Source organism: Finegoldia sp. P3-F-LR (genome assembly GCF_052932165.1).
Window position 1 is genome coordinate 53,721 of record NZ_JBRFJE010000004.1, and the last position, 23,259, is coordinate 76,979.

Annotated in this window: 25 protein-coding genes; 10 read left to right on the top strand and 15 right to left on the bottom strand. The window is 34.3% G+C overall.

The annotated features are described in order from the left end of the window. Positions 1-10 precede the first annotated feature (10 nt). The gene (locus ACU68U_RS02755) at positions 11-412 is read left to right on the top strand and encodes a hypothetical protein (RefSeq protein ID WP_227930605.1); all 402 of its coding nucleotides are present in this window, start codon (positions 11-13) and stop codon (positions 410-412) included. Positions 413-486: 74 nt separating this feature from the next. Here ACU68U_RS02755 and ACU68U_RS02760 read toward each other — a convergent pair whose 3' ends face one another. Continuing rightward, the gene (locus ACU68U_RS02760; RefSeq protein ID WP_446762701.1) at positions 487-1,659 is read right to left on the bottom strand and encodes an MSCRAMM family protein; all 1,173 of its coding nucleotides are present in this window, start codon (positions 1,657-1,659) and stop codon (positions 487-489) included. A gap of 98 nt (positions 1,660-1,757) precedes the next feature. Next, positions 1,758-7,493, bottom strand: a complete 5,736-nt coding sequence (locus ACU68U_RS02765; RefSeq protein ID WP_446762702.1) for a cell wall-binding repeat-containing protein — start codon at positions 7,491-7,493, stop codon at positions 1,758-1,760. 396 nt (positions 7,494-7,889) lie between these two features. Between ACU68U_RS02765 and ACU68U_RS02770 the strand changes: the two genes are divergently transcribed. Further along, positions 7,890-8,390: an ECF transporter S component gene (locus tag ACU68U_RS02770; protein WP_446762703.1), complete on the top strand. Its 501-nt coding sequence runs from the start codon at positions 7,890-7,892 to the stop codon at positions 8,388-8,390. Positions 8,391-8,399: 9 nt separating this feature from the next. Further along, a complete protein-coding gene (locus ACU68U_RS02775; RefSeq protein ID WP_102164476.1) occupies positions 8,400-8,657 on the top strand; it encodes a hypothetical protein in 258 nt (85 codons plus the stop codon). A gap of 33 nt (positions 8,658-8,690) precedes the next feature. On the opposite strand, the gene ACU68U_RS02780 is transcribed toward ACU68U_RS02775, so the two are convergent. The 3 genes from ACU68U_RS02780 to ACU68U_RS02790 all read right to left on the bottom strand — a co-directional run bounded on the left by ACU68U_RS02780 (position 8,691) and on the right by ACU68U_RS02790 (position 12,178). Beyond that, a complete protein-coding gene (locus tag ACU68U_RS02780; RefSeq protein ID WP_446762704.1) occupies positions 8,691-9,329 on the bottom strand; it encodes a phosphatase PAP2 family protein in 639 nt (212 codons plus the stop codon). Position 9,330: 1 nt separating this feature from the next. Further along, the gene (locus ACU68U_RS02785) at positions 9,331-10,512 is read right to left on the bottom strand and encodes a cation diffusion facilitator family transporter (RefSeq protein ID WP_316533306.1); all 1,182 of its coding nucleotides are present in this window, start codon (positions 10,510-10,512) and stop codon (positions 9,331-9,333) included. 76 nt (positions 10,513-10,588) lie between these two features. Further along, complete coding sequence (locus ACU68U_RS02790) at positions 10,589-12,178, bottom strand: potassium/proton antiporter (RefSeq protein ID WP_446762705.1); 1,590 nt, start codon at positions 12,176-12,178, stop codon at positions 10,589-10,591. Between the two features lie 230 nt (positions 12,179-12,408). On the opposite strand from ACU68U_RS02790, the gene ACU68U_RS02795 reads away from it, so the two are divergent. The 3 genes from ACU68U_RS02795 (at position 12,409) to ACU68U_RS02805 (ending at position 15,014) form a co-directional block, all read left to right on the top strand. Further along, positions 12,409-12,945 (top strand): rhodanese-like domain-containing protein, encoded by a 537-nt coding sequence (locus tag ACU68U_RS02795; RefSeq protein ID WP_446762706.1) that lies wholly within the window; start codon positions 12,409-12,411, stop codon positions 12,943-12,945. 69 nt (positions 12,946-13,014) lie between these two features. After that, complete coding sequence (locus ACU68U_RS02800) at positions 13,015-14,136, top strand: transglutaminase-like domain-containing protein (protein ID WP_446762707.1); 1,122 nt, start codon at positions 13,015-13,017, stop codon at positions 14,134-14,136. 101 nt (positions 14,137-14,237) lie between these two features. After that, positions 14,238-15,014 carry a hypothetical protein gene (locus ACU68U_RS02805; protein ID WP_446762708.1) on the top strand — a complete coding sequence of 259 codons (777 nt, stop codon included), beginning with the start codon at positions 14,238-14,240 and terminating at the stop codon, positions 15,012-15,014. 86 nt (positions 15,015-15,100) lie between these two features. On the opposite strand, the gene ACU68U_RS02810 is transcribed toward ACU68U_RS02805, so the two are convergent. From ACU68U_RS02810 to ACU68U_RS02820, 3 genes are read right to left on the bottom strand one after another with little or no spacing between them, the layout of a single operon-like run. Then, positions 15,101-15,247 (bottom strand): YvrJ family protein, encoded by a 147-nt coding sequence (locus tag ACU68U_RS02810; protein ID WP_002835918.1) that lies wholly within the window; start codon positions 15,245-15,247, stop codon positions 15,101-15,103. 9 nt (positions 15,248-15,256) lie between these two features. Next, positions 15,257-15,475 (bottom strand): DUF2922 domain-containing protein, encoded by a 219-nt coding sequence (locus ACU68U_RS02815; RefSeq protein WP_094204605.1) that lies wholly within the window; start codon positions 15,473-15,475, stop codon positions 15,257-15,259. Between the two features lie 11 nt (positions 15,476-15,486). Further along, positions 15,487-15,672, bottom strand: a complete 186-nt coding sequence (locus ACU68U_RS02820) for a DUF1659 domain-containing protein (protein WP_446762709.1) — start codon at positions 15,670-15,672, stop codon at positions 15,487-15,489. A gap of 134 nt (positions 15,673-15,806) precedes the next feature. Here ACU68U_RS02820 and ACU68U_RS02825 point away from each other — a divergent pair, with 134 nt between their 5' ends. The 4 genes from ACU68U_RS02825 to ACU68U_RS02840 all read left to right on the top strand — a co-directional run bounded on the left by ACU68U_RS02825 (position 15,807) and on the right by ACU68U_RS02840 (position 18,112). After that, positions 15,807-16,205, top strand: a complete 399-nt coding sequence (locus ACU68U_RS02825) for a DUF3139 domain-containing protein (RefSeq protein ID WP_081091126.1) — start codon at positions 15,807-15,809, stop codon at positions 16,203-16,205. Between the two features lie 9 nt (positions 16,206-16,214). Beyond that, positions 16,215-16,649 (top strand): DUF3139 domain-containing protein, encoded by a 435-nt coding sequence (locus ACU68U_RS02830; protein WP_446762710.1) that lies wholly within the window; start codon positions 16,215-16,217, stop codon positions 16,647-16,649. Positions 16,650-16,811: 162 nt separating this feature from the next. Next, complete coding sequence (locus ACU68U_RS02835) at positions 16,812-17,468, top strand: YoaK family protein (protein ID WP_446762711.1); 657 nt, start codon at positions 16,812-16,814, stop codon at positions 17,466-17,468. Further along, the gene (locus ACU68U_RS02840; RefSeq protein ID WP_446762712.1) at positions 17,468-18,112 is read left to right on the top strand and encodes a DUF3841 domain-containing protein; all 645 of its coding nucleotides are present in this window, start codon (positions 17,468-17,470) and stop codon (positions 18,110-18,112) included. The genes ACU68U_RS02835 and ACU68U_RS02840 overlap by 1 nt, the downstream gene beginning before the upstream one ends. A 637-nt stretch (positions 18,113-18,749) precedes the next feature. Here the strand turns inward: ACU68U_RS02840 and ACU68U_RS02845 are convergent. From ACU68U_RS02845 to ACU68U_RS02875, 7 genes are all read right to left on the bottom strand, one after another. Beyond that, the gene (locus ACU68U_RS02845; RefSeq protein WP_446762713.1) at positions 18,750-18,980 is read right to left on the bottom strand and encodes an LPXTG cell wall anchor domain-containing protein; all 231 of its coding nucleotides are present in this window, start codon (positions 18,978-18,980) and stop codon (positions 18,750-18,752) included. Between the two features lie 73 nt (positions 18,981-19,053). Beyond that, positions 19,054-20,412: a class II fumarate hydratase gene (fumC, locus tag ACU68U_RS02850; protein ID WP_446762714.1), complete on the bottom strand. Its 1,359-nt coding sequence runs from the start codon at positions 20,410-20,412 to the stop codon at positions 19,054-19,056. Positions 20,413-20,425: 13 nt separating this feature from the next. Further along, positions 20,426-21,199, bottom strand: coding sequence for an ABC transporter permease (locus ACU68U_RS02855; protein ID WP_002835931.1), 774 nt, complete (start codon positions 21,197-21,199; stop codon positions 20,426-20,428). 1 nt (position 21,200) lies between these two features. After that, positions 21,201-21,812 carry an ABC transporter ATP-binding protein gene (locus ACU68U_RS02860; protein WP_446762715.1) on the bottom strand — a complete coding sequence of 204 codons (612 nt, stop codon included), beginning with the start codon at positions 21,810-21,812 and terminating at the stop codon, positions 21,201-21,203. Continuing rightward, a complete protein-coding gene (locus tag ACU68U_RS02865; RefSeq protein ID WP_094206581.1) occupies positions 21,813-22,589 on the bottom strand; it encodes a SigB/SigF/SigG family RNA polymerase sigma factor in 777 nt (258 codons plus the stop codon). Positions 22,590-22,593: 4 nt separating this feature from the next. Beyond that, on the bottom strand, positions 22,594-22,938 hold the full coding sequence (locus ACU68U_RS02870; RefSeq protein ID WP_002835934.1) for an ATP-binding protein: 345 nt from the start codon (positions 22,936-22,938) through the stop codon (positions 22,594-22,596). Further along, a complete protein-coding gene (locus ACU68U_RS02875; RefSeq protein ID WP_446762716.1) occupies positions 22,938-23,249 on the bottom strand; it encodes an STAS domain-containing protein in 312 nt (103 codons plus the stop codon). Before ACU68U_RS02875 ends, ACU68U_RS02870 begins: the two co-directional genes overlap by 1 nt. Positions 23,250-23,259: the final 10 nt, after the last annotated feature.

Consider the following 23,259-nt stretch of genomic DNA (forward strand, 5'->3'; position numbering starts at 1 on the left):
GGTTTTAACATTGGAAAAAGATTCTCAAGATCTTGCATTAATAGTTTATGAAGATTTAAATAGAGCAGAGATTATAGATACTGATTTTTCATATTATAAAGAACAATTTGAAAATAATCCTGAATATATTGATAAAAGAAATCTTGTTTCAATAATGATTTTCCCAATTTTTAATTTTGCTAAAGCTAAGCAGTTTGAAGAAGAACTAGAATCCATAGCTGATTACTATATCGAACATAGAGGGGAAATTAATACAAAGATAAATTGGTTTAATGATAAAAAAGTAACAGACCTATACAAGAAAATAGATACTGACAAAATAAAGTTATTAAGATATTTATTTCAATTTTGTGAGAATAAAACCATAAAAGATGATATAAAAAGTTGTGAATTCTCTCACATAAATCAGTGAAAAAGCATCTACAAAAGTGATATGTACTCTCCTTACTGGTTTGTCCAGTAAAGAGGGTACATATCATCTTTTTTTTAGATTTCTCTTTTTTGTTTGTTCAAAAATAAATACGCCAACGCTATTATTCCCACCGAGAATAAAATCATCATTCTTTCGTCTTTATTTCCCGATTCTGGGAGTTTTTCATCGACGTGTTCCTTCTTTTCTACCACAAGTGATTTCTTGGACAAATTTTGTGATAATACTACATCGAATTCACGCACTTGCCCTTCTTTTAATATAACTCCTCCTACGCCATTTTCAGTCAACCTATCTTCATTATTTACAGTAAGAACGTAGTTTCCCGGAAACAAATTATCGAATACTACTTTTCCTTCTTTATTTGTGTACTGGAATGCATACATATCTGTTCTTCTATCTTTTAATGAAACCAGAACTTTTTTTTGTGGTTTGTCGGCTTTTTTAACGTTGATTATAAGTGCTGATTCAAACTCTTTTTTGATTTGTTCGTCTATTTGTGAACTATAAATAGATTCTTCAGAATTTGGATTAATCTCAATGTCATTGATTTTGAAATTGTCATGTTTCTCAAAATATTCACTCATTTTGTCCACGTATACCTGATATTTCCCAGGATCTTCTACTTCAAAATACGCATAACCAAACATATCGGTTTTTGACAAGTATTCTTTTGTATCCGATTGCAATCTGACATCTATTTCCTTCAAGGCAATTGCGTATTTGTCGGTAATTCTATAAGTTATTTTGTATTTTTTGTCCTTGTCCTCTCTTGTCTTGGCAATCAAAGTTTTGGAATTATCGGTGTTATTTTCAAGTAACACTTTTTGTTCATCGAAGAAATATCCCGACGGAGCAGACACTACCTTCACGGAATGCTCTGATGGTGCAAGCTTATAAAATTGTGCTTCTCCTTTTTCATCTGTCTGATTTTCTCGAGATTTGCCAGTCTGAAGATCAGTTACTATTATCTCAACTTTCGGTATTGGTTTGCTTTTTTTGTCCAATACTGTAACTTTTAATATAGCATTATCCTCATCCCTCGCTTGTTTTACTGCAAATGATAAGTTAGCTTTAAAGTTTTGCATGATTTTTTTGCTGACACTATCATTTTGTCCTCTATTTGGATTGATTATATTGTCTATTTTATCTATTTCCGATGCAGTGGCGATTTGAGGTATCATAACAATCACCACTAAAACCAATAGTAATTTTTTCAAAATTTTCATAACACTTCTCCTATTTAATAATATATCATAAAAGAAGCGTTTTTTCGAAAATTTGCACAAAAAAAGTCGCACGACATAAATCGTGCGACTTTTTCACTCTATTTAATCAATTCTTTTACAACTGATTCACTTATTGAGTTTTCTCCACCAAATACATTAACTTTTTCAAATTTTGCTTCTTCAAAAGCTTGTTTTGTAGCTTCTGGAATTTCATTTGCTTCTGTTAATAATATTGGGCAATCAATGGAGCCTATTACTAAGCTGTCTGCAAAGTTTGTTCCGTTTGCGATGTTAACTTCTTTTCTGTCTTTGAAGTCGTATTCGTAGATTTTCTTTGCTGTTTCGTAACGGTTTGCTCCTGCAATTCTTGTAGGATTTGGAAGTTTGTTTTCTACTTCTTTGGAGATTGTTTTTTCTCCTCCTACGATTATTACTTTGTTGATTTGTTTCAATACTTCTTGTGTTGCTTTTGGTATGTTGTTTTGTTGTACAAGTAGTATTGGCATGTTGTGTTTGTTTGCTAGTGGAGCTACTGTCAATGCGTCTGCGAATGTTTCGCCGCTTGCGATGACTGCTTGTTTAGTTCCTGTGCGTTTGATGATTTCTTGTGCAATCTTAGCACTTGTTTCGTATCTGTCAGAACCAGCTATTGTTTGAACGTTGTATTGTGATAGGCTGTCTTTAGCTTTATCTACTGAGTGGTCTCCACCTATTACGATTACATTCTTAGCGCCTAATCTGTTGATTTCTTGTGCTACTACTGAATCTAATTGATCTTTTTGTACTAGTAGGATTGGTGCTTTTAATGCTTTTGATAATGCTGATGCTGATAAGCTGTCTGCGAATTTTTCGTAGTTTGCTATGATTACTGTGTCAGCAGATTCGTAGTATTTCTTGGATACTTCTACTGATGTTTGAATTCTGTCAGCTCCTGCAACTCTTGTTGTAGTTTTTGTTGTTTCAGCTGGTGTGCTTGGAGTTGTTGTTCCAGGTACGCTTGGAGTTGGTGTTACTGTACCAGGATTACTTGGTGTTGTTCCTGGGTTTTCACCTGGTTTTTCGCCTGGTTTTTCACCTGGTTTTTCGCCTGGTTTTTCACCTGGTTTTTCGCCTGGTTTTTCGCCCGGTTTTTCACCTGGTTTTTCACCTGGTTTTTCGCCCGGTTTTTCGCCTGGTTTTGTTGGATCTTCCTTGCCAGGTTTATCTGGTGTTGTTGGATCTTCTTTGCCAGGTTTATCTGGTTTTGTCGGATCTTCCTTGCCAGGTTTATCTGGTGTTGTTGGATCTTCTTTGCCAGGTTTATCTGGTGTTGTTGGATCTTCCTTGCCAGCTTCTTTTATCTTAGCTATTTCATCTTTGATTTCTTTAGCTAATTTGTCAACTTCCTCTTGAGTTGCATCTTCATTCTTAACTAAATCTTCAGCTTTTTTAATCAAATCTTGTAATGCTTTTTCTTGTTGTTCGTCAAGTTTATAATCATCTTTCTTCTTCAACAATTCTTCTGCATCTTCTTTTTGACCGATAAGTTCTTTCTTATCAACTTTCTTAGCTTCTTTTTCTTTGATATTAGCTAATACTTCTTTTAATTTGTTGTTGATTTCATCAACCTTGTCTTGTGGTTGTTGTTCAGCAATAGCTTTTCTTGCTTGTTCAATCAAATCTTTAAGTTCAGCTAATTGTTCATCAGTCACTTCGTATTTTTCAGGAACTTCTACTATTGAATGTGCTTTTAATAAGTTGTTCAATAAGTCTGTTGTATCAACTGGATCTTTTACGTTAGGATCTTTTCTGTTGATTACAACTTCTTCGATTGTTTCGTTTCCTGCATCGTCGTATGCTTTGATTTGGAATTTGTTTTCGCCAACTTCCAATGGAACTTCTATTTCGAATTCTCCGTCAACGCCTTCTTTTAGTTCGAAGGCATCCCAAGTTTTGTCTATTCTTGAAAGCATTGAATTGTTAAGATACATTTCCAAATAAGTCATGTTTTCATGACCTTTTACTTTGATCTTAGCCATAGGGGCTTTTTCATCTTCGTGTTCTACAGTATATTCAATTGTTGGAGCAACGTAGTCTTTTCTGATTCTTCTGATGATAGTATCTTCAAGTTTACGTCCTTCGATGTTTTGTCCTGTAACTTTTAGTTGCAATTCGTAAACAAATCCATCTTCCAATCCAGAAATGTCTAATTCGTGATCAAATACGAAATTGCCATCTTTATCTTTGTTAACTTTGATTTCTTGAACTTCAGTTCCTTCAACTTGTTTACCATCTTTAGTGATAGTTAATGTTAAGTGATCTAATTGGTCAATGTGAGTAACATTACCTTGTACGTGAATCTTCTTGTAAGATTCTGGGTCTTTTTCGTCTTCGTATTTACCAAATGCTGCATAGTAATCAGGGTTTTGAACAGTGATTACAGGCATTGTGTAAACTGTAGTGTCTTTTTCTGCTGGTTTTTCTGGTTCAGGTTCTTCTGGTTTTTCTTCACCTTTTATAACAACTGGAATCCAGTAATATGTTTCCATATCGCCAATCTTAACAGATACTCTAATTCCAAATTCACCAGGTTTTTCTGTATTTTCAAAATTCTTTTCTAATATTTTAACTTCAGCATCTTTTGGTAATCCTTCGATGTGTTCTTTAATTTGATCTATTCCTGGAATTGAATCTCCAACTTTCAATTCTATTGGTTTGATCTTAATGTCAGATTTAACTCCTGTGTCAACATTTTCTCCAGCGACATTTCTTGAGTTATCCCAAGCGTAAATGCTTAAGTTAGCCAAGTCAAATCCATCAGCTATTTTGAATGTATAAGAGTAATCTCTTACGATTCCAACATCTTCGAATTGAGGATCTTTTCTAACTTCTTGTTCGTGCCATTCACCAGTTTTAGTGTTTTCATATCCTACACTAAATACGCCTGCCAAGTTATCTTTTGCAGTTACTTTTATAGTTCTGTTGTCTTCGTCGTATTTGTAGCTTAATTTAGGTGCTTGGTTATCTAACAAAATGTTGTATTGATATTTTTGTTTCTTAGCATCTTTGTAATCAACGTGACCTGTGATTTGATAGATGTATTGTCCTTCTTCAACATCTTTTCCGTTTTGATCTTTGAAATCCCAAGCTGCTCCACCAGGAACGTATTCGAAGTTCCATTTACCATTGTCTTTGTACAATCCATTTACTTTTAGAAGAATTGGGTCGATGAATAAGTTTCTCAATGTGTTGCCATCTTTGTCTAAGATGTCGTATTTTACATCAAGAGCGTTTCTCATGATTGTGATTACTGGTGCAACTTCTGAGTTTAATTTTTCGTCATCACGTGAATTAACGAATACAGTTGGTTTGCCATCGACATTCCAAGCATTCCAGTAGTTCCATCCGCCTTCTTTTCCTCTTCTCATAAATCCTGATTTATCTATTCCACCATTATCATATACTAGTGGTTTGTAGTTGACATCGTCGCTGAAATCAGGCATGTTGTCCAAGAATTGTGGTTCTGACCAATCGCCCTTAAATCCAGTATAAGGAACTGAAAGTGTAGGATTAGTTTCTGATTTGAACATTACATATCCTTGTGCGAATTGATTCTTGTCAATTCCTTCTGTAGATATAGTTGCAGTGTAAGTTTCTTCACTATTAGCTTTTACTGTAACTTGTGGTAATTCTTTTTCTTCTGCAACGGATGAATGTTCTGTGTATCTTCCATCTTTAACTTCATCTCTTAATGAGATGTATTTTGGTGTAAATGTGATGGCTTTGTCAGAGTAGTTTTTCAATTTGAATGTTGCATTAAATTGATCTCCAACTTCTCCAAGTTCTAATTTACCATCTTCTTTTGTATCTTTTCCGCCAGTAGCTGTTACAGTTACGTGAGTTGTAGCTGCTTTTTCAAGGTCCACAAGTCCTGCACCTTGTTGTTTTGGAGTATACAATGAAGCTTCATCTACTTCTGTGTCTTTTACAGGGGTAGCTGTGTTCATCATTACCAAAACTGTCAAGTATTCTTGAATTGGGTCTGGTTTGCCATCAGCTGTTCTCTTTAAGAAACCATCTTTGTACAATCTTTGCATTACTAATGCACTTGCACCTGCAACTTGTGGAGTTGCCATTGATGTACCACTCATCGTAGTGTATTTGTCTTCATTTATTGTTGAGTAGATTTGTCCACCAACACCTGCGATATCTGGTTTTAATCTCAAATCAGGTGTGATTCCCCAAGATGAGAACTCACTCATTTGTTCACCTTTTGGATTTTTAACAGAATGTACTGGAGTGATGTTGATTTGTTGATTTGGGTTTTTACCTAATAAATCAATTAATTTTTGTCCATCTTTGTTACTGATGAATACTGAAGGGAAATTTTTATCTTCCATTCCAGACATAAATGACAAGTTGTTGCCTTCTGGAGAGTTGTAAATTATGATACCTTTTGCACCTAGTGATTTAGCTAATTGAGCTTTGTCGTTAAAGGATCCGTCTCCCCTCATTGCAAGAACGATTTTATCAGTTACATCTTGTCCATTATATTGTTCTTCGGTATTTCCTAATCCAACATAAACGTATGGTTTCTTTCCTGTTGTTGTCTTTTCGTTTTCGCCTTCTGCAGTACCTGCTGAGATGTCAGGTTGTCCTTCAACTTTTACAACTCTTCCTCTCATTTCTTTGTTTTCCATTGATGCTACTGCATAAGATGGATCTGCAACTGCAGGGTGTCCTGTAGTACCAAAGTCAGGGTTGATAGCTAAGTTAGTCTTGCCTTCTCCACCCCAGTTTGTAACACGGTCATTACCCATGGCAACTGCGCATACAACACCGGCAGCTTTAGCTTTGTTGAATGCTTCATTTGTAGGAGAAACGCCTTCTCTACTGTAACCTGAACCCATTCCCAAACTCATGTTCAATACGTCTGCACCAAGTTTTACTGAATCGTCAATCGCTTTCAACCATACTTCTTCGTAAACTGTAGATACTAATGCATCGTTGCTGAATACCTTCATCGCTAATAATTGTGCGTTTGGTGCTACTCCCTTTACTCCTTCATTTTTTGCATCACCATTTGCAGCAACTATACCAGCTACGTGCATTCCGTGGTATCCACCTATTCCTGAGTCTCTGATTTCTTCTGATTCATCAGCGTAGTTGTATCCATAAGGAACTTTTCTGTTGTACCATTTACCTTTTAATCCATTTTCTTTAATAACTTTGTTTACTTCGTCTTCGCTACTGTATTTTGATTTGATATCAGGCGATAGTTTCATATCTTTGTGAGATGGATCGACACCAGTATCTATAATACTAATTAACATTCCTTGTCCTGAGAAATCGTATTGATCCCACAAAGTATTAGCCTTAATCATTCCTGGAGCCGAAGCCAAGTTTGGAGATGCTCCTCCTTTAGGTCTTTCAGCCTTCATTTGAGTTGTAACCTTTTTAACTCCAGGTTGTTTTCTCAATTTGTCGATGTCTTTTGCTTTAACTTTAGCTGAGAAACCTGTGATAACTGCAGAAAATTCATCTTCTTTGTCAACTTTAACGTTTTCTTTGTTAAGTTTAGTTTTGATGTTTTCTGAAGTTTTCTTAACATCTGCTTCAGATGCCTTCACAGCTTTTGAGAATCTTGCGCTCTTCACGTTTGGTTCTCTTTCGATAGCAGCCTTGTCACTAGTTTCTACGATTACTTTGACTTCTTGGTCTGCCTTTACGCCTTGTTCTTGAAGTTTAGCATATGTAGTGCTATCTGTTTGATTAGTTGCAAATGTCGTTGCACTCGGCAATACTAATGAAAACAATAACACACCAGCCAAAAACTTTTTGGAATATGGTTTCATATTTCCCTCCTACTTTTTTATACGCAAAAACGGCAAAATATTTGCTTTTTGCTCATAAGATAATTTTACTTAACAAAATAGTAAATGTCAAACTAATTTTGAAATTAGTATTTAATAAATATACTTCTATCGTTTTCATCAAAATAAAGAGAATAATCCACGCATTTTGCAAATTAAGTTGTTTTATTTGGACAAATTACTGATAACATTTATTATTCATTGTTTTTTTATTATTTAATTGAATAATAATGTGTAAAACGTGCCCTTTTGTTACATTATTTTTCAAAATATTTTTTCAAATAAATTTTATTATCAAATCTGTTACCATAATTTTTTCAGAATTTGTTACTATTAACCACCACATAAATACCCTATAATATATTGGAGGAGGATTAAATGAACACTAGAAAAATAACTACAGCCGCGATTTTCATCGCGCTTACAACGTTTTTTACAATGGTAATCAAAATTCCTGTGTCACCTGCGATGGGCTACGTTAATCTTGGAGACTTCATTATATTATTATCCACTGTCGCATTCGGACCAGTTATCGGAATGATTGCCGCTGCGTTTGGCTCAAGCTTGGCAGATTTGTTGCTTGGATATGCAGCGTTTGCACCGTTTACATTCGTAGTCAAAGGTTTGATGGCTCTTGTAATGGGATTGTTCTTGAAAAAAACTAACAACCAAAAAACATCCACAGTTCTAACTGCGGGAGTTATCTGTGAATTGGTGATGGTTGTGGGATATTACTTCACATCTGTAATTCTTTACGGAAACAAAACGGCAATCGCTACAATTCTTCCAAACTCAGTCCAAGCCGCAGTGAATTTCGTTATATTTGCTCTTATTTGGAAGAGATTTTTGAAAATAACTGAGTCTATGTTGAAAAACTAGGAATATTTTATGAAGAAATTACTAATACCATTTTCTTATTTGGCACAAATTATTGTATTAATAGGACTGATATTTTTTGATGGATTTGGTCAACAAGGATTCTGCTTGTTGTATTTGATTCCGTTTGCTATTTTGAATTTGGCGCTAAGAAATCAAATATCCAACAAAAATCTCAGACTAATTCACATTATAATCAATGTTATATCAATTTTCGCGTTTGCGATTTTAATGATATTATCATTTGTATTTCCAGTTTCAAACAAATAAATTATTCTACAAACCAAAAAACACAGCCTGTCACTAATAGTGATAAGCTGTGTTTTGTTTTCTATTGAATACGAAAAGTATAACATGAGCTAGAATAATTCCACACATTACATCTATAATGCTGTGTTGTTTTACAAGCATTGTGCTTATGCAAATTCCCACATCCCACAATAAGAATAAAACCTTCGATTTTCCTTTATTTTTCAATATTTTTCGAAACTGGTTGTCAATTATCACGGTTGTAGATACGTGAATGCTTGGACACACGTTATTTGGTGGGTCTATCTTGTGAATTCCTTTGATTATCCACGCACAAATATCATTTCCAGTGATATCTGTTACTCTGATGTCAAGTGCTGTCGGATATATCATATAAATTATAAGTGATATGAACATCACAGAAAACATCGGGATAATTATGTCGTACATATTATCGTATGATTTTCTCTTTAGTAAATACACAAATGGTATCACTAGCATCAAAAACCACGATGAGTACATAAGTATCGCTGGTTTATAAAAAGGAATGTAGTCGTCTAGTTTCGAATATACTATGTGATAATTTCTATTGGGTATTTTTTCCATTGCAAAAAACCACACCAAATACACTGCATAGACTTCTAGTATGAATTTGAGTGGGTTTTGATCGTAAATTCGTTTAATGTTTTTCATTTTAATAAAAGTTTCTTCTTTGATATCCTCTTGTAATCGCTATGATCGGCTTGTAGTCAGTGATTTGCGATAGGATTTTACCTTTCACAATATCGACTATTTCCTTGTCTTCCATTTTCTCATCTATATCTACTCTGATGTCAAAAATCATCTCATCGCCTTCTTTTTTAGGACAAATCCTAAAATCGTTCAATATCCAATCTTCGTTGACGTCGGTGATGATTTTTTCGACAATTTCGTGCAAGTTTTGAACTTTCGGATTGTTGACTGCCAACGGATCCATGTGAATCGTCGAATACACGCCCTTTTTTTCTATCAAATCTCTCTCGATTTTGTCTACCAATGAGTGAAGTTTGATGAATTCTTCGGAGCTGTTCACTTCGACATCCACAGTTATGAAGATGTGACCTGGACCGTAATCGTGAACTCTCAAATCGTGCGCCCCGTAAATACCGTCGTATGATGTGATGAAATCAATGATTTCACGCTCGAATTTTCTGGATGCACCCGTTCCCAAAAGTTTGTCCACAGTGTCAGTTATCATTTCAAATCCGTTTTTGATGATGATAACACCACCCAAAAGTCCGATGTATGCGTCTATATTAAGTCTTGTCAACTTGAACACTACAACAGATATAAGTACGATAGATGTGGATATGCAGTCGCTTTTTGAATCCACAGATGTTGCCATCAACAAATCTGAGTCGATTTTCTTGGAAATTTTGTAGTAAAATTTGCTTAGCCAAAACTTCGCCACAATCGCTACTATTAGAACAATCAACGAATATATGTTGAATGTGATAATTTCCGGGTGAATAATCTTCTTAAATGATGCAACGACCAATTTCACCCCGATGTAAATGACCAAAATCGTAATCAATGACGAGAATATGTATTCCAATCGTGAATGACCGTACGGATGTTTTTCATCGGCGGGTTTCGTGCTCATACTAAAGCTTAAAACCATCAGAATAATACTGAAACAATCCGATAAATTGTTGATAGCATCAGCCATTATCGCTATGGAATTAGTGAGTAATCCTATTATTAATTTAGTAGAAAACAAAAATAAGTTAATGAACAATCCCACAGCACTGCTCAAATTCCCGTATGATCTACGTGTAGTGAAGCTTTGCGTGTCCTCGTAATTTTTAACAAATTTTTGAATCAAAAAATCTATCATAAAATCCTTCCTTAAAATGTAATTATTTTATTATTATATCAGAGTTTATATCAAATGTTCACAATTAACAAAATATTTACAATCTTACTGTTTCTTTTAGAATAATCAACTTATCCCCAACATTAAGCGTAACATTGCCCGAAGGAACGATGATTTCGCCATTCTTTGATTGAATCATAACCACAAGTTCAGAATCAATCATGTCGATATCCTTTAACTTTTTACCATTCCAGTTGTTTTTGTCGCTAATTGTGATTTCAACCAAACCGTAACCTGTAGGATCAAAATAAGATTTACCGCCAATTACAACAGTGTCATCTACACAAATCACAGTATCACCACGTGGAACTACAAGTTTGTTATCTCTTATAATTTTTGCAACAATTATATCGAAATGAAGCCCTATCTCACTAACTTTTTTTCCTACAAGTTCACTGTGCTCATTTATTTTCGTTTCGATAAAACCAACATCGCTTTTAGAACTGTAATAATTGAAAGTTTTCAGGACAGTATCGTCGGGATCAATCATATCGGTTTTCCTACAAATAATCGGGAAAAGGGATCCTTGAATTAAACAAGACAACAGACAAATCACGAAAATTATGTGGAACAAATCCACAGATAACTTTGCGTTACTGTTGATAACCATAATCGCAAACGCAATCGCAGCCGCTCCTCTGAAACCCGCCGCAGAAATTACAATAAGTTGATTTTTCTTGTAGCCAAAAGGTTTCAAAAGCAGTATACTTGCCAATGGTCTTGCAATAATTGTGATAAAAACCATCACCAAGAAAGCCACAGGAACAGCATTTACGATACTTTTAGGATCTGCCAAAAGTCCCAGCAAAAAGAACAAACCAATCTGCATTATTCCCGAAAAACCATCGAAGAAGAACACAACCTCTTTCTTCCTATAATATTCCAAATTCCCAATCATAATTCCCAGTACATACACTGACAAGAACGAATTTCCTCCCAAATTCTTGCTAATCGCAAAAGTTAAAAGTGCGCAGGAAATAATCAGAACAGTAAACAGACCGTCTTGTGAGAAATCTATCTTGAAAATCAATTTTTCGGTCAATTTCGCCATCAAAAATCCTACCAACAGCCCAATTCCAACTTGAAGCAAAATCAGTTTGAACACAGAAGTCTTTGACCCCATCAAAATCGACAAAAAAATCATAGTCATAGTGTAAGCTGTCGGGTCGTTGGAACCACTTTCGATTTCAAGCATGGATGCAGTGGAGTATTTAAGATTCAAATTCTTGCTTCGTAAAATCGAACTCACCGAAGCAAAATCCGTGGAACCTACGACAGAACCCAAAAGCATGGATTCCACGAAACTGATTTTAAGTACAAAATAACAAAAAGCTCCCGTAAGAACAGACGTTAACACAACACCTGCACTTGCCATGATAACTCCCTGTGTTGTCACAGATTTTGCCATTTTCAAATTCGTACCGAAACCACCGTAGAACATAATAATCAAAAGCGCGACGCTTGAAAATTCGTCCACAAACCTGTAATTATTGAAATCTTTTCCGAAAAAATTAAACGATATTCCTAAAATAATAAACAATAGAAACGACGGAATACCATATCTATTTGAAAATTTAACAGCTAAAAGCGCCAACAAAAGCACAACAGCCACGATTAAAATATACATAAATCCTCCTTGGGAAATTGATAGTAAAACGTTAAATTAATTATAGTATATCATAATCGTAAATTGATTATTTGTATAAAAAATCTAGTAATTGTATGTCATTTATAGAAAATGACACAAATTTACCCTGAAAACAGCCCATTTATAAATTATTTCAATAAATAAAATTCAAATTTTCTGAAGTTTTACGATATAATAAGTATATAGAATATTTTAGGAGGTATTACATAATGAAGAAATTCATTAAAGCTTTGACATTGTTTGCCATGATTTTGGTTTTGGCAACTGGTTGCCAAAAGGCTGCTCCTGGAGACGCAAAAGGTCCTGGAACTGCAAAAGACGGTAACGAACAAAAAATTGAAACTGCAAGTATGAAACTTGTAAAAGCTGTTAACAAGGGTGGTTATGAACTTGTATCTACAGAAGATTTGAATTCATGGATTGACCAAAAGAAAGACATGGTTATAGTGGACACTATGCCTGCGAAATCTTTTGACAAAAACAGAATTCCTGGCGCTGTAAATGCTGAATTGCCTATGAAAGCAGACGAATTGAAACCAGAACAAAAAGAAGCTTTCTTGAAAGCTTTAGGCGAAGACAAAAACAAAACTGTTGTTGTATACTGTGGTTTTGTTGGTTGTGCTAGAAGTGATGTCGGCGCAGTTATCGCAAAAGAAGCTGGATTTACAAATGTATATCGTCACCCAGGCGGAATTGTTGCTTGGATGGATGCAGGATATAAAATCGAAGGTTCTGCAGCAAAATAAGATATTTAATTGGGCAATATTTCATATATTGCCTAATTTTTTGTAAAAATATATAAAGGGGGATGTTTTTTGAAAAAAGCATTAAAGATTTTACTTTTATTGGTATTTGTGGTTAGTTTATCAGCATGTGCTAAGAATAACTCACAAGAAACTACTGAAACTAAGAAGGAAGAAACTGCAAAGGAAGACACTAATAAGGTAGAAATCAAAAAAGAAGAAAATAAGGAAGAAAACTTCGCAGAAAGAAAAGGAACTTTGACAACAAATGTTGATTTGTCAAAATACGATAAGGGCAAATCTGTAAAATTGTGGTTACCAATTCCACAAGATTCAGACTACCAAAAGATTTCTAACGTTAAGGTGGATTTGGATGAAACTCATGCTAAACAACAACAAACTACTGACAAGTTAGGTAACAAGATGCTTTATGTTGAATGGGACAATGAAGCTACTGACCGTAAGGTTTCTCTAGCTTTTGATGCTGAACGTAAGGAAATCAAAAGAGGAGAACTTACTGAAAAAGAAGACCAAGCTAAAAAAGACGAACTTAAGGAATTCTTACAACCAAACAGCATGATGCCTGTTGATGGTAAAGTTAAAGAACTTGCTGACAAAATCACTGAAGGCAAGACTACTGATTTGGACAAAGTAAAAGCAATTTACGATTGGACTATCGCTAATATGAACCGTGACGAATCTGTAAAAGGTTGCGGTACTGGTGAAGTTGAAAAATTATTGGATATGCCACAAGGTAAATGTACTGATATCCACTCAGTTTTCGTAGCTTTGTGTAGAGCAGCTGGCGTTCCTGCACGTGAAATCTTCGGTGTAAGAATGAGCAAGAAAGCATCTGATGATGAAACTAAAGGTCAACACTGCTGGTCTGAATTCTACCTTCAAGGTCAAGGTTGGGTAAAAGCAGATCCAGGCGATGTTTTGAAGGCTGTTTTGAAACAAAATTTAGACAAATCTGATGAAAAAACAAAAGAACTTGCCGATTATTATTGGGGTGGAATGGATTCACTTCGTGTAGCATTGACTACAGGTCGTGATCTTACTCTTGAACCAAAACAAGACGACAAACCACTTAATAACTTCGGTTATCCATACGCAGAAGTAGAAGGAAAAGCTCTTGATTACTACAATCCAGCAGATTTTGAATACAACATCAAATTTGAAGAAGCAAAATAATTTGTATATTTAAGTAAGAAAATCGGCTCTTAATGAGTCGATTTTTTGTTGATTAAAATAGGGTATAAATCTTATAACTAATTAGTAAAGAAGGAATCGTTGTGGAATTTAAAAATTTAGGCGGAATGTCTGTCACTCAGAGAGTAAAATCTGTAGAACAACCTCGTGGTGGATACATAAAACCAAGTGATTTCGAAGAAAATGTGCTTGGAGATTGTGATGAGAGTATTTTCGATTGTATCAATGTTCATGCGAGTTTGATTGGGATGGTGGTAGATTATTTATCAAGGTTTATGATTAGCAAAGACTTGGTTAAATCTTTTAAGATTTCGATATTTGGTGCGATAAATATAAAAAAAGAAGAAGATGCTGCTATTTTGTTAAATAATGTGACAGGTCTTGATGATACATCGATTTTCAACGCTATTAAATTGACTGGTTTTGATGTTGTACTTCGAGCAGGTGTTCAAAATTATGTTCCTGTTGAAAGTATTAACCCAAACAAACAATCAATAGCTGCGACAAGAATTTTGGTTGAACGCACGTTGAAGTTTTTCGATATTTACGGTCCGATTGTATCAGACGGTTTTACATTTGAAGGTGGATATACTGATGTGATATCAACTGGTGATGGTGATTATTTGACTAATGATACGTTGTGGGATTTAAAGGTGTTGAAGAACAAATTTAATAAAAATCACACTCTTCAAATATTGATATATTGGAGAATGGGTTTGCGTAGCGATTACGAAACTTTTAAAAATATTAAATATTTGGGGATTTTTAATCCACGAAAAAACACTGCCTATCGCTTTGATGTTGAAAAATTATCAGAGGATATAATAGAAGAAATCGATGAGAAAATTATTGGATACTAAAAATAATCACACAAAAACCGGTAAATCTTACATGAGACTTACCGGTTTGTTGGTTTAATTTTAGGAAATGATATATGAAATTAAGGTTATCTGTTTAAGTTAGTAAGGATGGCGTTCAGCTTTTCAATGGAGATTTTGATGTCTTCTAATCTGGATTCTACTCTGATTAGAAGAAATGCTGTCACTGAAATGGGAAAGCCGACGTTACCGACAAAACTTAAGAATTCGTCCATGTGTTATCCTTATTGTATATTCATTGGTTTCTTGTCTACAGTTACGATATCTGCTGAGATTTTCTTGTTGTAGACAGCTGTTTTTCCAGTGAATACTTCTGTTTGTAAGATTTGATCCATTGCATTTTTGATTTGTTCATCAGTTTTTGCACGATCATAGTTGGTTAAGTTGATAGTCATTGTTTCATTTGAATCATTGCCTATTTTGATTTGTAAATATTCTTGCATCTAAGTACCTCCTAAAGTTCTGTTTCTTCTACTACATACGCGTGTTTTTCATCAGAATCTACTAATGAATTGATTGCAGCTGCTGCAGTTTTTAAGTTTTCGTTAGTAACTGTTGATTTTAAGTTACTGAATGTTTTGGAACTTTTCTTTTGTGTTCCGTTTACATCATTTACTGAAGTGATTTTTAATTTTTTCATTTTCACTCCCCCTTTCATTTATACATACATTTCGGGGAGTGATTTTACTATTCTGATTTGAAAAAATTGGGTATAATGTATTTAACACAAGATTTGGGTATAATGTATTTAACACAAGAAAGGTTGTGAGATTTATGAAAAGGTTATTTAAAATTCTACTTACAATTGTAATCGTCTACTTAATTGTCGGATGGACTGTTAATCATCCAGTTCAATATTTTTGTGGAAAACACAGGCTGTATTCTTTTATGCAACAGCAAGGAACTAATAAAGATAATATTTTGAAAATTTCATCAAGTTATGATTATAAATCCGGTAATTCTGAATTTAATGTGATTTTTAAGGATGATCCATTGGTTGAATACAAATACAGTTATCATTTGGTTAATTTTAGATTGAAAAGTTTGCCGCATTTGTTTGAAGATACGAACAAAATCATTGTTTTTATTTACGAATACCCTACAGGAAGTCCTATCGGAAACACCTATTTCAAAAAGGCAAAATACATGAAATACACTGAAGAATGGTATTAAGAGGTGAATATGAAAAATAAACTATACAAATTTATTAAAATTGTGATCTGTATTTTCGTAATTTACAATGTTGTGTGGTGGGTTGTTGATCATCCAATTCAAAGCTATTTCGCAAACAAAAAACTTGACCAAGTCCTCACTTTACAAGGAACTGACAGATCCAACATCAAATCTATAGAAAAATATAATGATGCAAGTGAGAATACTACATGTTTTACGATATATTTCAAAGATGATCCCAATACACAATACGAGTACCGATATTTCTTGTACTCCAATGTTTATTTGAATCCTATGAAAAATAACTACAACAAGATGTTTTGTTTTGCTTATGATAAAAAATTAGAAAAAGAAAAAAACATGTACGACAATCACAACTACCTTGCAAGAAAGCCGTTTGCTGATTATATTAAGTATCAAAAATGTCTAAACACTTGGAAATAATTCTCCACAAAACAAAAGCTCATCTAATAAGATGAGCTTGTTGTTTTTATAAATTGTAGTAGCGCAACCACTGCTGATAGGATGATTGCTACGTTGTAATCCAGTTGATTTTTTCTATAAATGAAAAAATGGTATAATGTAATCAAATAAGCAGGTGATTTAATGACACAGAAATCTGAAAGTTTACAAATTATGTTCATACTAACACTAATCGGAGGATTCTTGGATAGCTACAGTTACGTAACCCGTGGTGGAGTTTTCGCATTCGCACAAACAGGAAACCTCGTTCTACTCTCGATTAATATTTGCTACGGGAATTTGGACAAAATAATGCGCTACGTTATGCCGATTATTGCATTCATTTTGGGGACAACTTTGGTTAGAATATTTGAGAAAAAGCACAAATACATGAAAATCGTACATTGGAGACAAGTTATCATAGTTTTTGAAGGAATAATCCTTGCATTAGTTGGATTTATCCCAGAAAATTTGAACAAATTAGCATGTCTTCTCATATCATTCGTGTGCGCAATGCAAATCGAAGCATTTAGAAGATTCAATGGAGTAGATTTAATGACGACAATGTGCACAGGAAATTTGAAAAAAGCAACCGACAGACTCATCGACTACTTCTACACAAAAGATAACAACCTACTCAAAGCATCATTTACGACATATTCTGCAATCTTGATATTCATACTAGGTTGTATACTCGGAACACTAACATCAATTGTCTACTCAACAAAATCAATACTCATACTTCCTGTCATAATACTCATCGCATTCATCATAATGCACGAAACAGAAAGGAACAAATAATGAAACAAATGAAAAACCCAAATGAAACAAATGGATACGTAATGCTTTACACAATGCAAGACAAAAGATCACTAGACGTATTGAAAAAAGAAAAAAGATTCATCAACAAATTGGAATACGCAAGTGAACATTTGGGAGACATCTATGAGTTTTTCAGAGAAAAATACACCTATTTTGTCAAACAAGCAGAACAAATCGTCCCAAAACCTGACGATGTAAAACTACCGATTTGGTGCTCAGTCAGTAACAAAAACTGCATGAAACCAGACGAAAACTCCGTAGCTTATTGCCTCAAAGTACCCGCAGAAAAGGTCGTCTATCTAGATGGAGCAAAATGGGACTACGTACTCAATAACCATTACGTACCATTAAATGAAGAAGATTTGAAACAATACTACAAATATTTAAAAGATAACAAAATGCCCAACCCGTTTCTAATAGGCTCCGAAGATTATAGATATTTGTATCCTGAAGAATACAAAAAAATATATGAAAGCTACAAACGAATCTTCGACATCGATAAGTGGAACATCTTCGCAGTCCAAGGAAACATCTGGGAAATCACAGAAGACATGATCATCAAAGTATACTACCATGACGACCCAATAGATATATCAGAAGAAAATTTAATAGATTATTTGTAAAATAAAAAATCATCCAAAGCTAAGAATATCATACGGAGAAAATAAGTATAAATCCAAGTGAAATAAGCCGTCAAGAAATCGCACTGTTTGAGCGTCAGCGAGTTTGCGATTTCAGGCTTATGAGCTTAGGATTTATTTATTTTCGTAGTCTAGATATTCGTGCTTGATGATTTTTTTTATTTCTAACTGAAACAACATTTGTAGATAAATTACAAAAAGTAGATTACCAAAATTACATTCAGATTTTTCTGAAAAAATCCGACCAACTTAACTCTAAAAAATTTCCGTAGATTATTACCTGTAATTTTGGTTTTCTACTCATCTTTATTTCTTCCTTATAAAGTATTTTAATAAGCAGCGAAAAAAATCATCCAAAGCTAAGAATATCATACGGAGAAAATAAGTATAAATCCAAGTGAAATAAGCCGTCAAAAATCGCACTGTTTGAGCGATAGCGAGTTTGCGATTTTAGGCTTATGAGCTTAGGATTTATTTATTTTTGTAGTCTAGATATTCGTGCTTGGTGATTTTTTGCTTTACAAACTGAAACAATCTATGTAGATAAACAAAAAAACAGCTAAGCATATGTGCGATATGCTTAACTGCGTAAACTTGCCTATGTAAGTAAATCAATAACTTACTTTTTTTCTCTTTTTTTAAAAAACACAAAAAATGCACCAGTAATTATTATTAAACAAGCGATGCTTATTAAAATATGCTCGTTGTCTATGCCTGCTTTTGGCAAAGATTGTGTACTAGCCAACATTTTTGTTACGCTGTTTTCTGTTTCACCGTAGCTTATGTCATATCCAATATGCATCAGAAACGTCATCACTGCTACTACATATATCGTTAATTTCTTTTTCATATTCTCCCCCCATTACCCTCATACTTATTATATATTTTATATTATTATTTTTCAATATAAAATATTTTTTTAACTAGCACATTTTTGTAGGGTCGACGTATTCGTCAAATTCTTCTTCTGTTAGAATTTCCAAATCAAGCGCTGCTTGTTTTAATGTTGTGTTGTTTTTGTGTGCGTATTTTGCGATTGTACTAGCTTTGTCGTAGCCAATTTTTGTGTTAAGTGCAGTGACTAGCATTAACGAATTGTTCAAATAATAATCGATGACTTCTCTGTTTGCTTTGAGTCCTCTTAGACAATTGTCTGTAAAAGATTTTGTAGCATCTTTGATTAGTCGTACTGATTGTAATGCGTTGTAAATAATCACAGGCATATACACGTTTAGTTCGTAATTTCCTTGGCTTGCTGCGACTTGAATTGTCGTGTTGTTGCCCATTATTTGTACACAAACCATTGTCAATGCTTCTGCTTGTGTTGGATTTACTTTGCCAGGCATGATTGATGAGCCCGGTTCATTTGCTGGAATTGATAATTCACCGATTCCACATCTTGGACCACTCGCCAAAAATCTCACATCATTTGCAATTTTCATCAAATTATTAGCAAGTGCTGTGATTGCTCCATGAGTATAGCTTATTGCATCTTTTGATGTAAGCGCATGGAATTTGTTTTCTGCAGTGACAAATTCTCCGTTTGTTTGGGCATTTATTTCATCTACTACCATTTGATCGAATCCTTTAACTGCGTTGAGTCCTGTTCCCACAGCTGTAGCTCCAATTGCAAGTTCGTTAAGCGCTTTACTTGCTTCTATGATGTGTTGTTTTCCTTTTCTTATCATGAAAAGCCATCCCGATATTTCTTGTGACAATCTTAGAGGCACTGCATCTTGCAAATGTGTACGTCCTATTTTGATGATATCTTTGTTTTCTTCCATCAATTTTTCCAAGACTTTTTCAGTGTTTTCTAATTCTTCGATTAGTTCTGAATCAATCATGTGTTTAAGTGCAATGTGGATTGCAGATGGAAATGTATCGTTAGAACTTTGGGATTTGTTTACATCATCGTTCGGATGAATGATGTTCTCCCCAATCTTTTTGTTTGCGATGTGTGCGATAACTTCGTTCACATTCATGTTGGATTGCGTTCCAGATCCAGTTTGCCACACAGCTAGTGGAAATTCGCTGTCATGTTTGTGATCCAAGATTTCATCACATGCACCCACAATCAAATCCTTTTTTTCGTCTGTAAGTTTTCCCAATTTGTTATTAGAAATCGCACACGCTTTTTTTAATCTTGTTAGCGCTTTGATGACTTCAAGTGGCATTTTTTCTGTTCCGATTTTAAAATTGTTGAAACTTCTTTGAGTTTGTGCTCCCCACAAAACATCGTCACTTACTTCGATTTCACCGATAGAATCCTTTTCAATTCTCATTTTTTTCCTCCAATTATAATTCAAAATTTATTTGTTCTCTATTATTAATCAAACTTTTGTATCCCAAATAAAGCGACAAAAAACTTGCAATGTTGACACTTGCGCAGATGGCTATCATCACAGATATCTGATAAATTATCGCAGTGTTTGGGCTAACTCCGGATAGGATTTGTCCTGTCATCATTCCAGGAAGACTTATAATTCCCATAGCAATCATACTGTTCAAATTCGGTAGTATCGCCATTTCTACGGATTGATTCACAATCGGAATGAGTGCTGTGTCTGCACTTACTCCCAAATTAATTAGCGTTGTGATTTTGTTTTTGTTTAGTTTCAGATTTTCGTTTAAGTAATTTACTCCCAAATTTACAGCAGTCATTGTGTTTCCGAAAAGCATCCCAGAAATTGGAATCGCATATTGTGCATCCAAAATCGGTTTTCTGATGACAAATCCCACGTAGAAACACTCCACAAGTAATCCCGAAAATAATATACTAAGCCCTATTATCACCTTGAATTTGTCAGATAAATGATTTCCTTTGAAAACTTTTAAACTGCTAAATGTCGCCATCACCAATATGTAAATTATTACAAATAAATTGTTGTTCGCATTTATCACATAAGTTAGGATGAAACCTGCGATTATAAGTTGGACAGTCATACGAACACTTGCTACAACTAGCATTTTTGTTTTGTTGATACGACATTTTTTCATTACGAATAACACAACTAACAAAAGCAAATAAATCAGAACGAACCTAGTCCATGGTATTTTAATTATTCCCATTTTATTCTCCCAAATCGATTATCTTATCTGCAAATTCGTCCACCAATGGCCTTGCGTGAGTGACAACTACAAGTGTGATGTCGTTGTGTTTGCAGTAATCCACGATATTTTTCATCATATCAAACGCAGTTTTATTATCCAACGCACTTGTCGGCTCATCCAAAAGCAAAACCTCAGGCTTCATGCTAAGTGCAATCGCCAAGAAAACCCTTTGCTTTTCTCCGCCGGAAAGTTTCTCAACATTGAGGTTCACATCGACATCAAAGTTTGTAATTCTGAGAAATTTTTTTATCTCATCATCTGTTAATTCTTTCAAATCACGCAATTTGTAAAACTCATGAAAATTTTCTCTTATTGTCATATCGAATAAGAAATTTTCCTGAGATGTCATCATGATATTTCTTCTCAATTCAACAGGTTTGATATTCAAAATATTTTTATCTTTGTAGAAAATTCTGCCCGATTTCATTTGTAATGTGTTGTTGATAAGTTTGAGAAGAGTGGATTTGCCACTTCCACTCTTACCCACAACGAAAACTACTTCGTTTTTATCTATAGAAAAATCATCGTACTCTTTGATGAATTTAACATTTTCAAATCTCAAAATTTCCATTTAAAATTCCAGCTGTTCCTTTAGTGATGCCTTGAATTTTTTGAGAATTTTCTTCTCCATTCTGCTGACAGTCATTTGTGAAATATCCAATTCCTCTGCAATCACGATTTGTGTTTTCTTATCAAAATATCTTCCAAGAAGAATTTTCTTCTCAACTTCGTTCAAATCCTCCATGCATCTGTTAATCAAATCTCTGTTTTCAAACTTCAGCATGTCCTTGTCTTCTTCTCCAATCAAATCGCTAAGATTAGTGTCCCTGTCATCACTTGACTGATCGATTGATTGATCCAATGATTGTGGAGCGTACACCTTCGCCCCTTCCAACACTTCCAAAACTTCTTCGTTGGATATCGACAAGTAATCTGCGATGTCTTCAACTGTTGGAGATTTTTGCATAGTTTGTGCAAGGTGAATCTTGGCGTTGGCAACTTTTTTATTGAGTTCCTGAATTCTGCGTGGAACTCTGATGACCCAGCCTTTGTCTCTGAAATATTTCTTGATTTCTCCGACTATTGTAGGAGTTGCATAGGAGGAGAATTCGTAGCCTTTTGATGGATCGTAGCGGTCAATCGCAAGGATTAGTCCGATACATGCAACTTGGTACAAATCATCGTATTCGATTCCCCTTCCTGTGTATTTTTTAGCCAATATTTCAGCGATATACAGGTTTTTTTCAACGAGAGTATCTCTTGTTTTCTTGTCTCGTGTTTCTTGGAATTTCAAGAATAATTCTTTAATATTCTCCTGTTCTTCTTTACTAATTGATTTATTCGCCATAATATTATTTCCTATTCTTGATTACTTTTATCTCACTTCCATTGATTTCATATTCATCCATTAAAGATTGGATAATCATTTCCGATATTTTATCCTTTTCGTTGTTTTCACGTGGATTAAATCCATCTAATTTGAAGATTAGTGTTAAAGATTCATCGTCAATAGTCATTGTACAGTCGATGATTTTGGATCTATTTCTTTGTAAATTCAAGCATTCACTCGCGCACAATTTGATATCTTCAATATCGTCCACTGAAAATCCGCACTTCATCGCAATAAAAGATGCTGAAAGTCTTATAAGAGATACATTTTCTTTTTCATTTTGAAAACTTAATCTGAATTCTTCCATTATATCTCCTTTATTACGAAAATCTTGTCCATTTCTGTTATCGTGAACACTTTATTGACGTGTTTTTTGATATTGTCGATGTAGATTTTGTGGTTATTATCTCTTAGTTCGTTGTACACTTTTATCAAAGCGCCAAGTCCTGTTGAATCTATAAATGAAAGATCTGTCGCATCAATTCTGATGTCTTTTGGATTTTTCTTGTATTCTTTCAATAAATCATCTCTGAATTCGTCGCAAGTGTTAATGTCCAAATCACCTTGGATTCTTACAATTATTTCGTCTTTTGTGACTATATCGTAGTTTAATTGCATAATTTTCTCC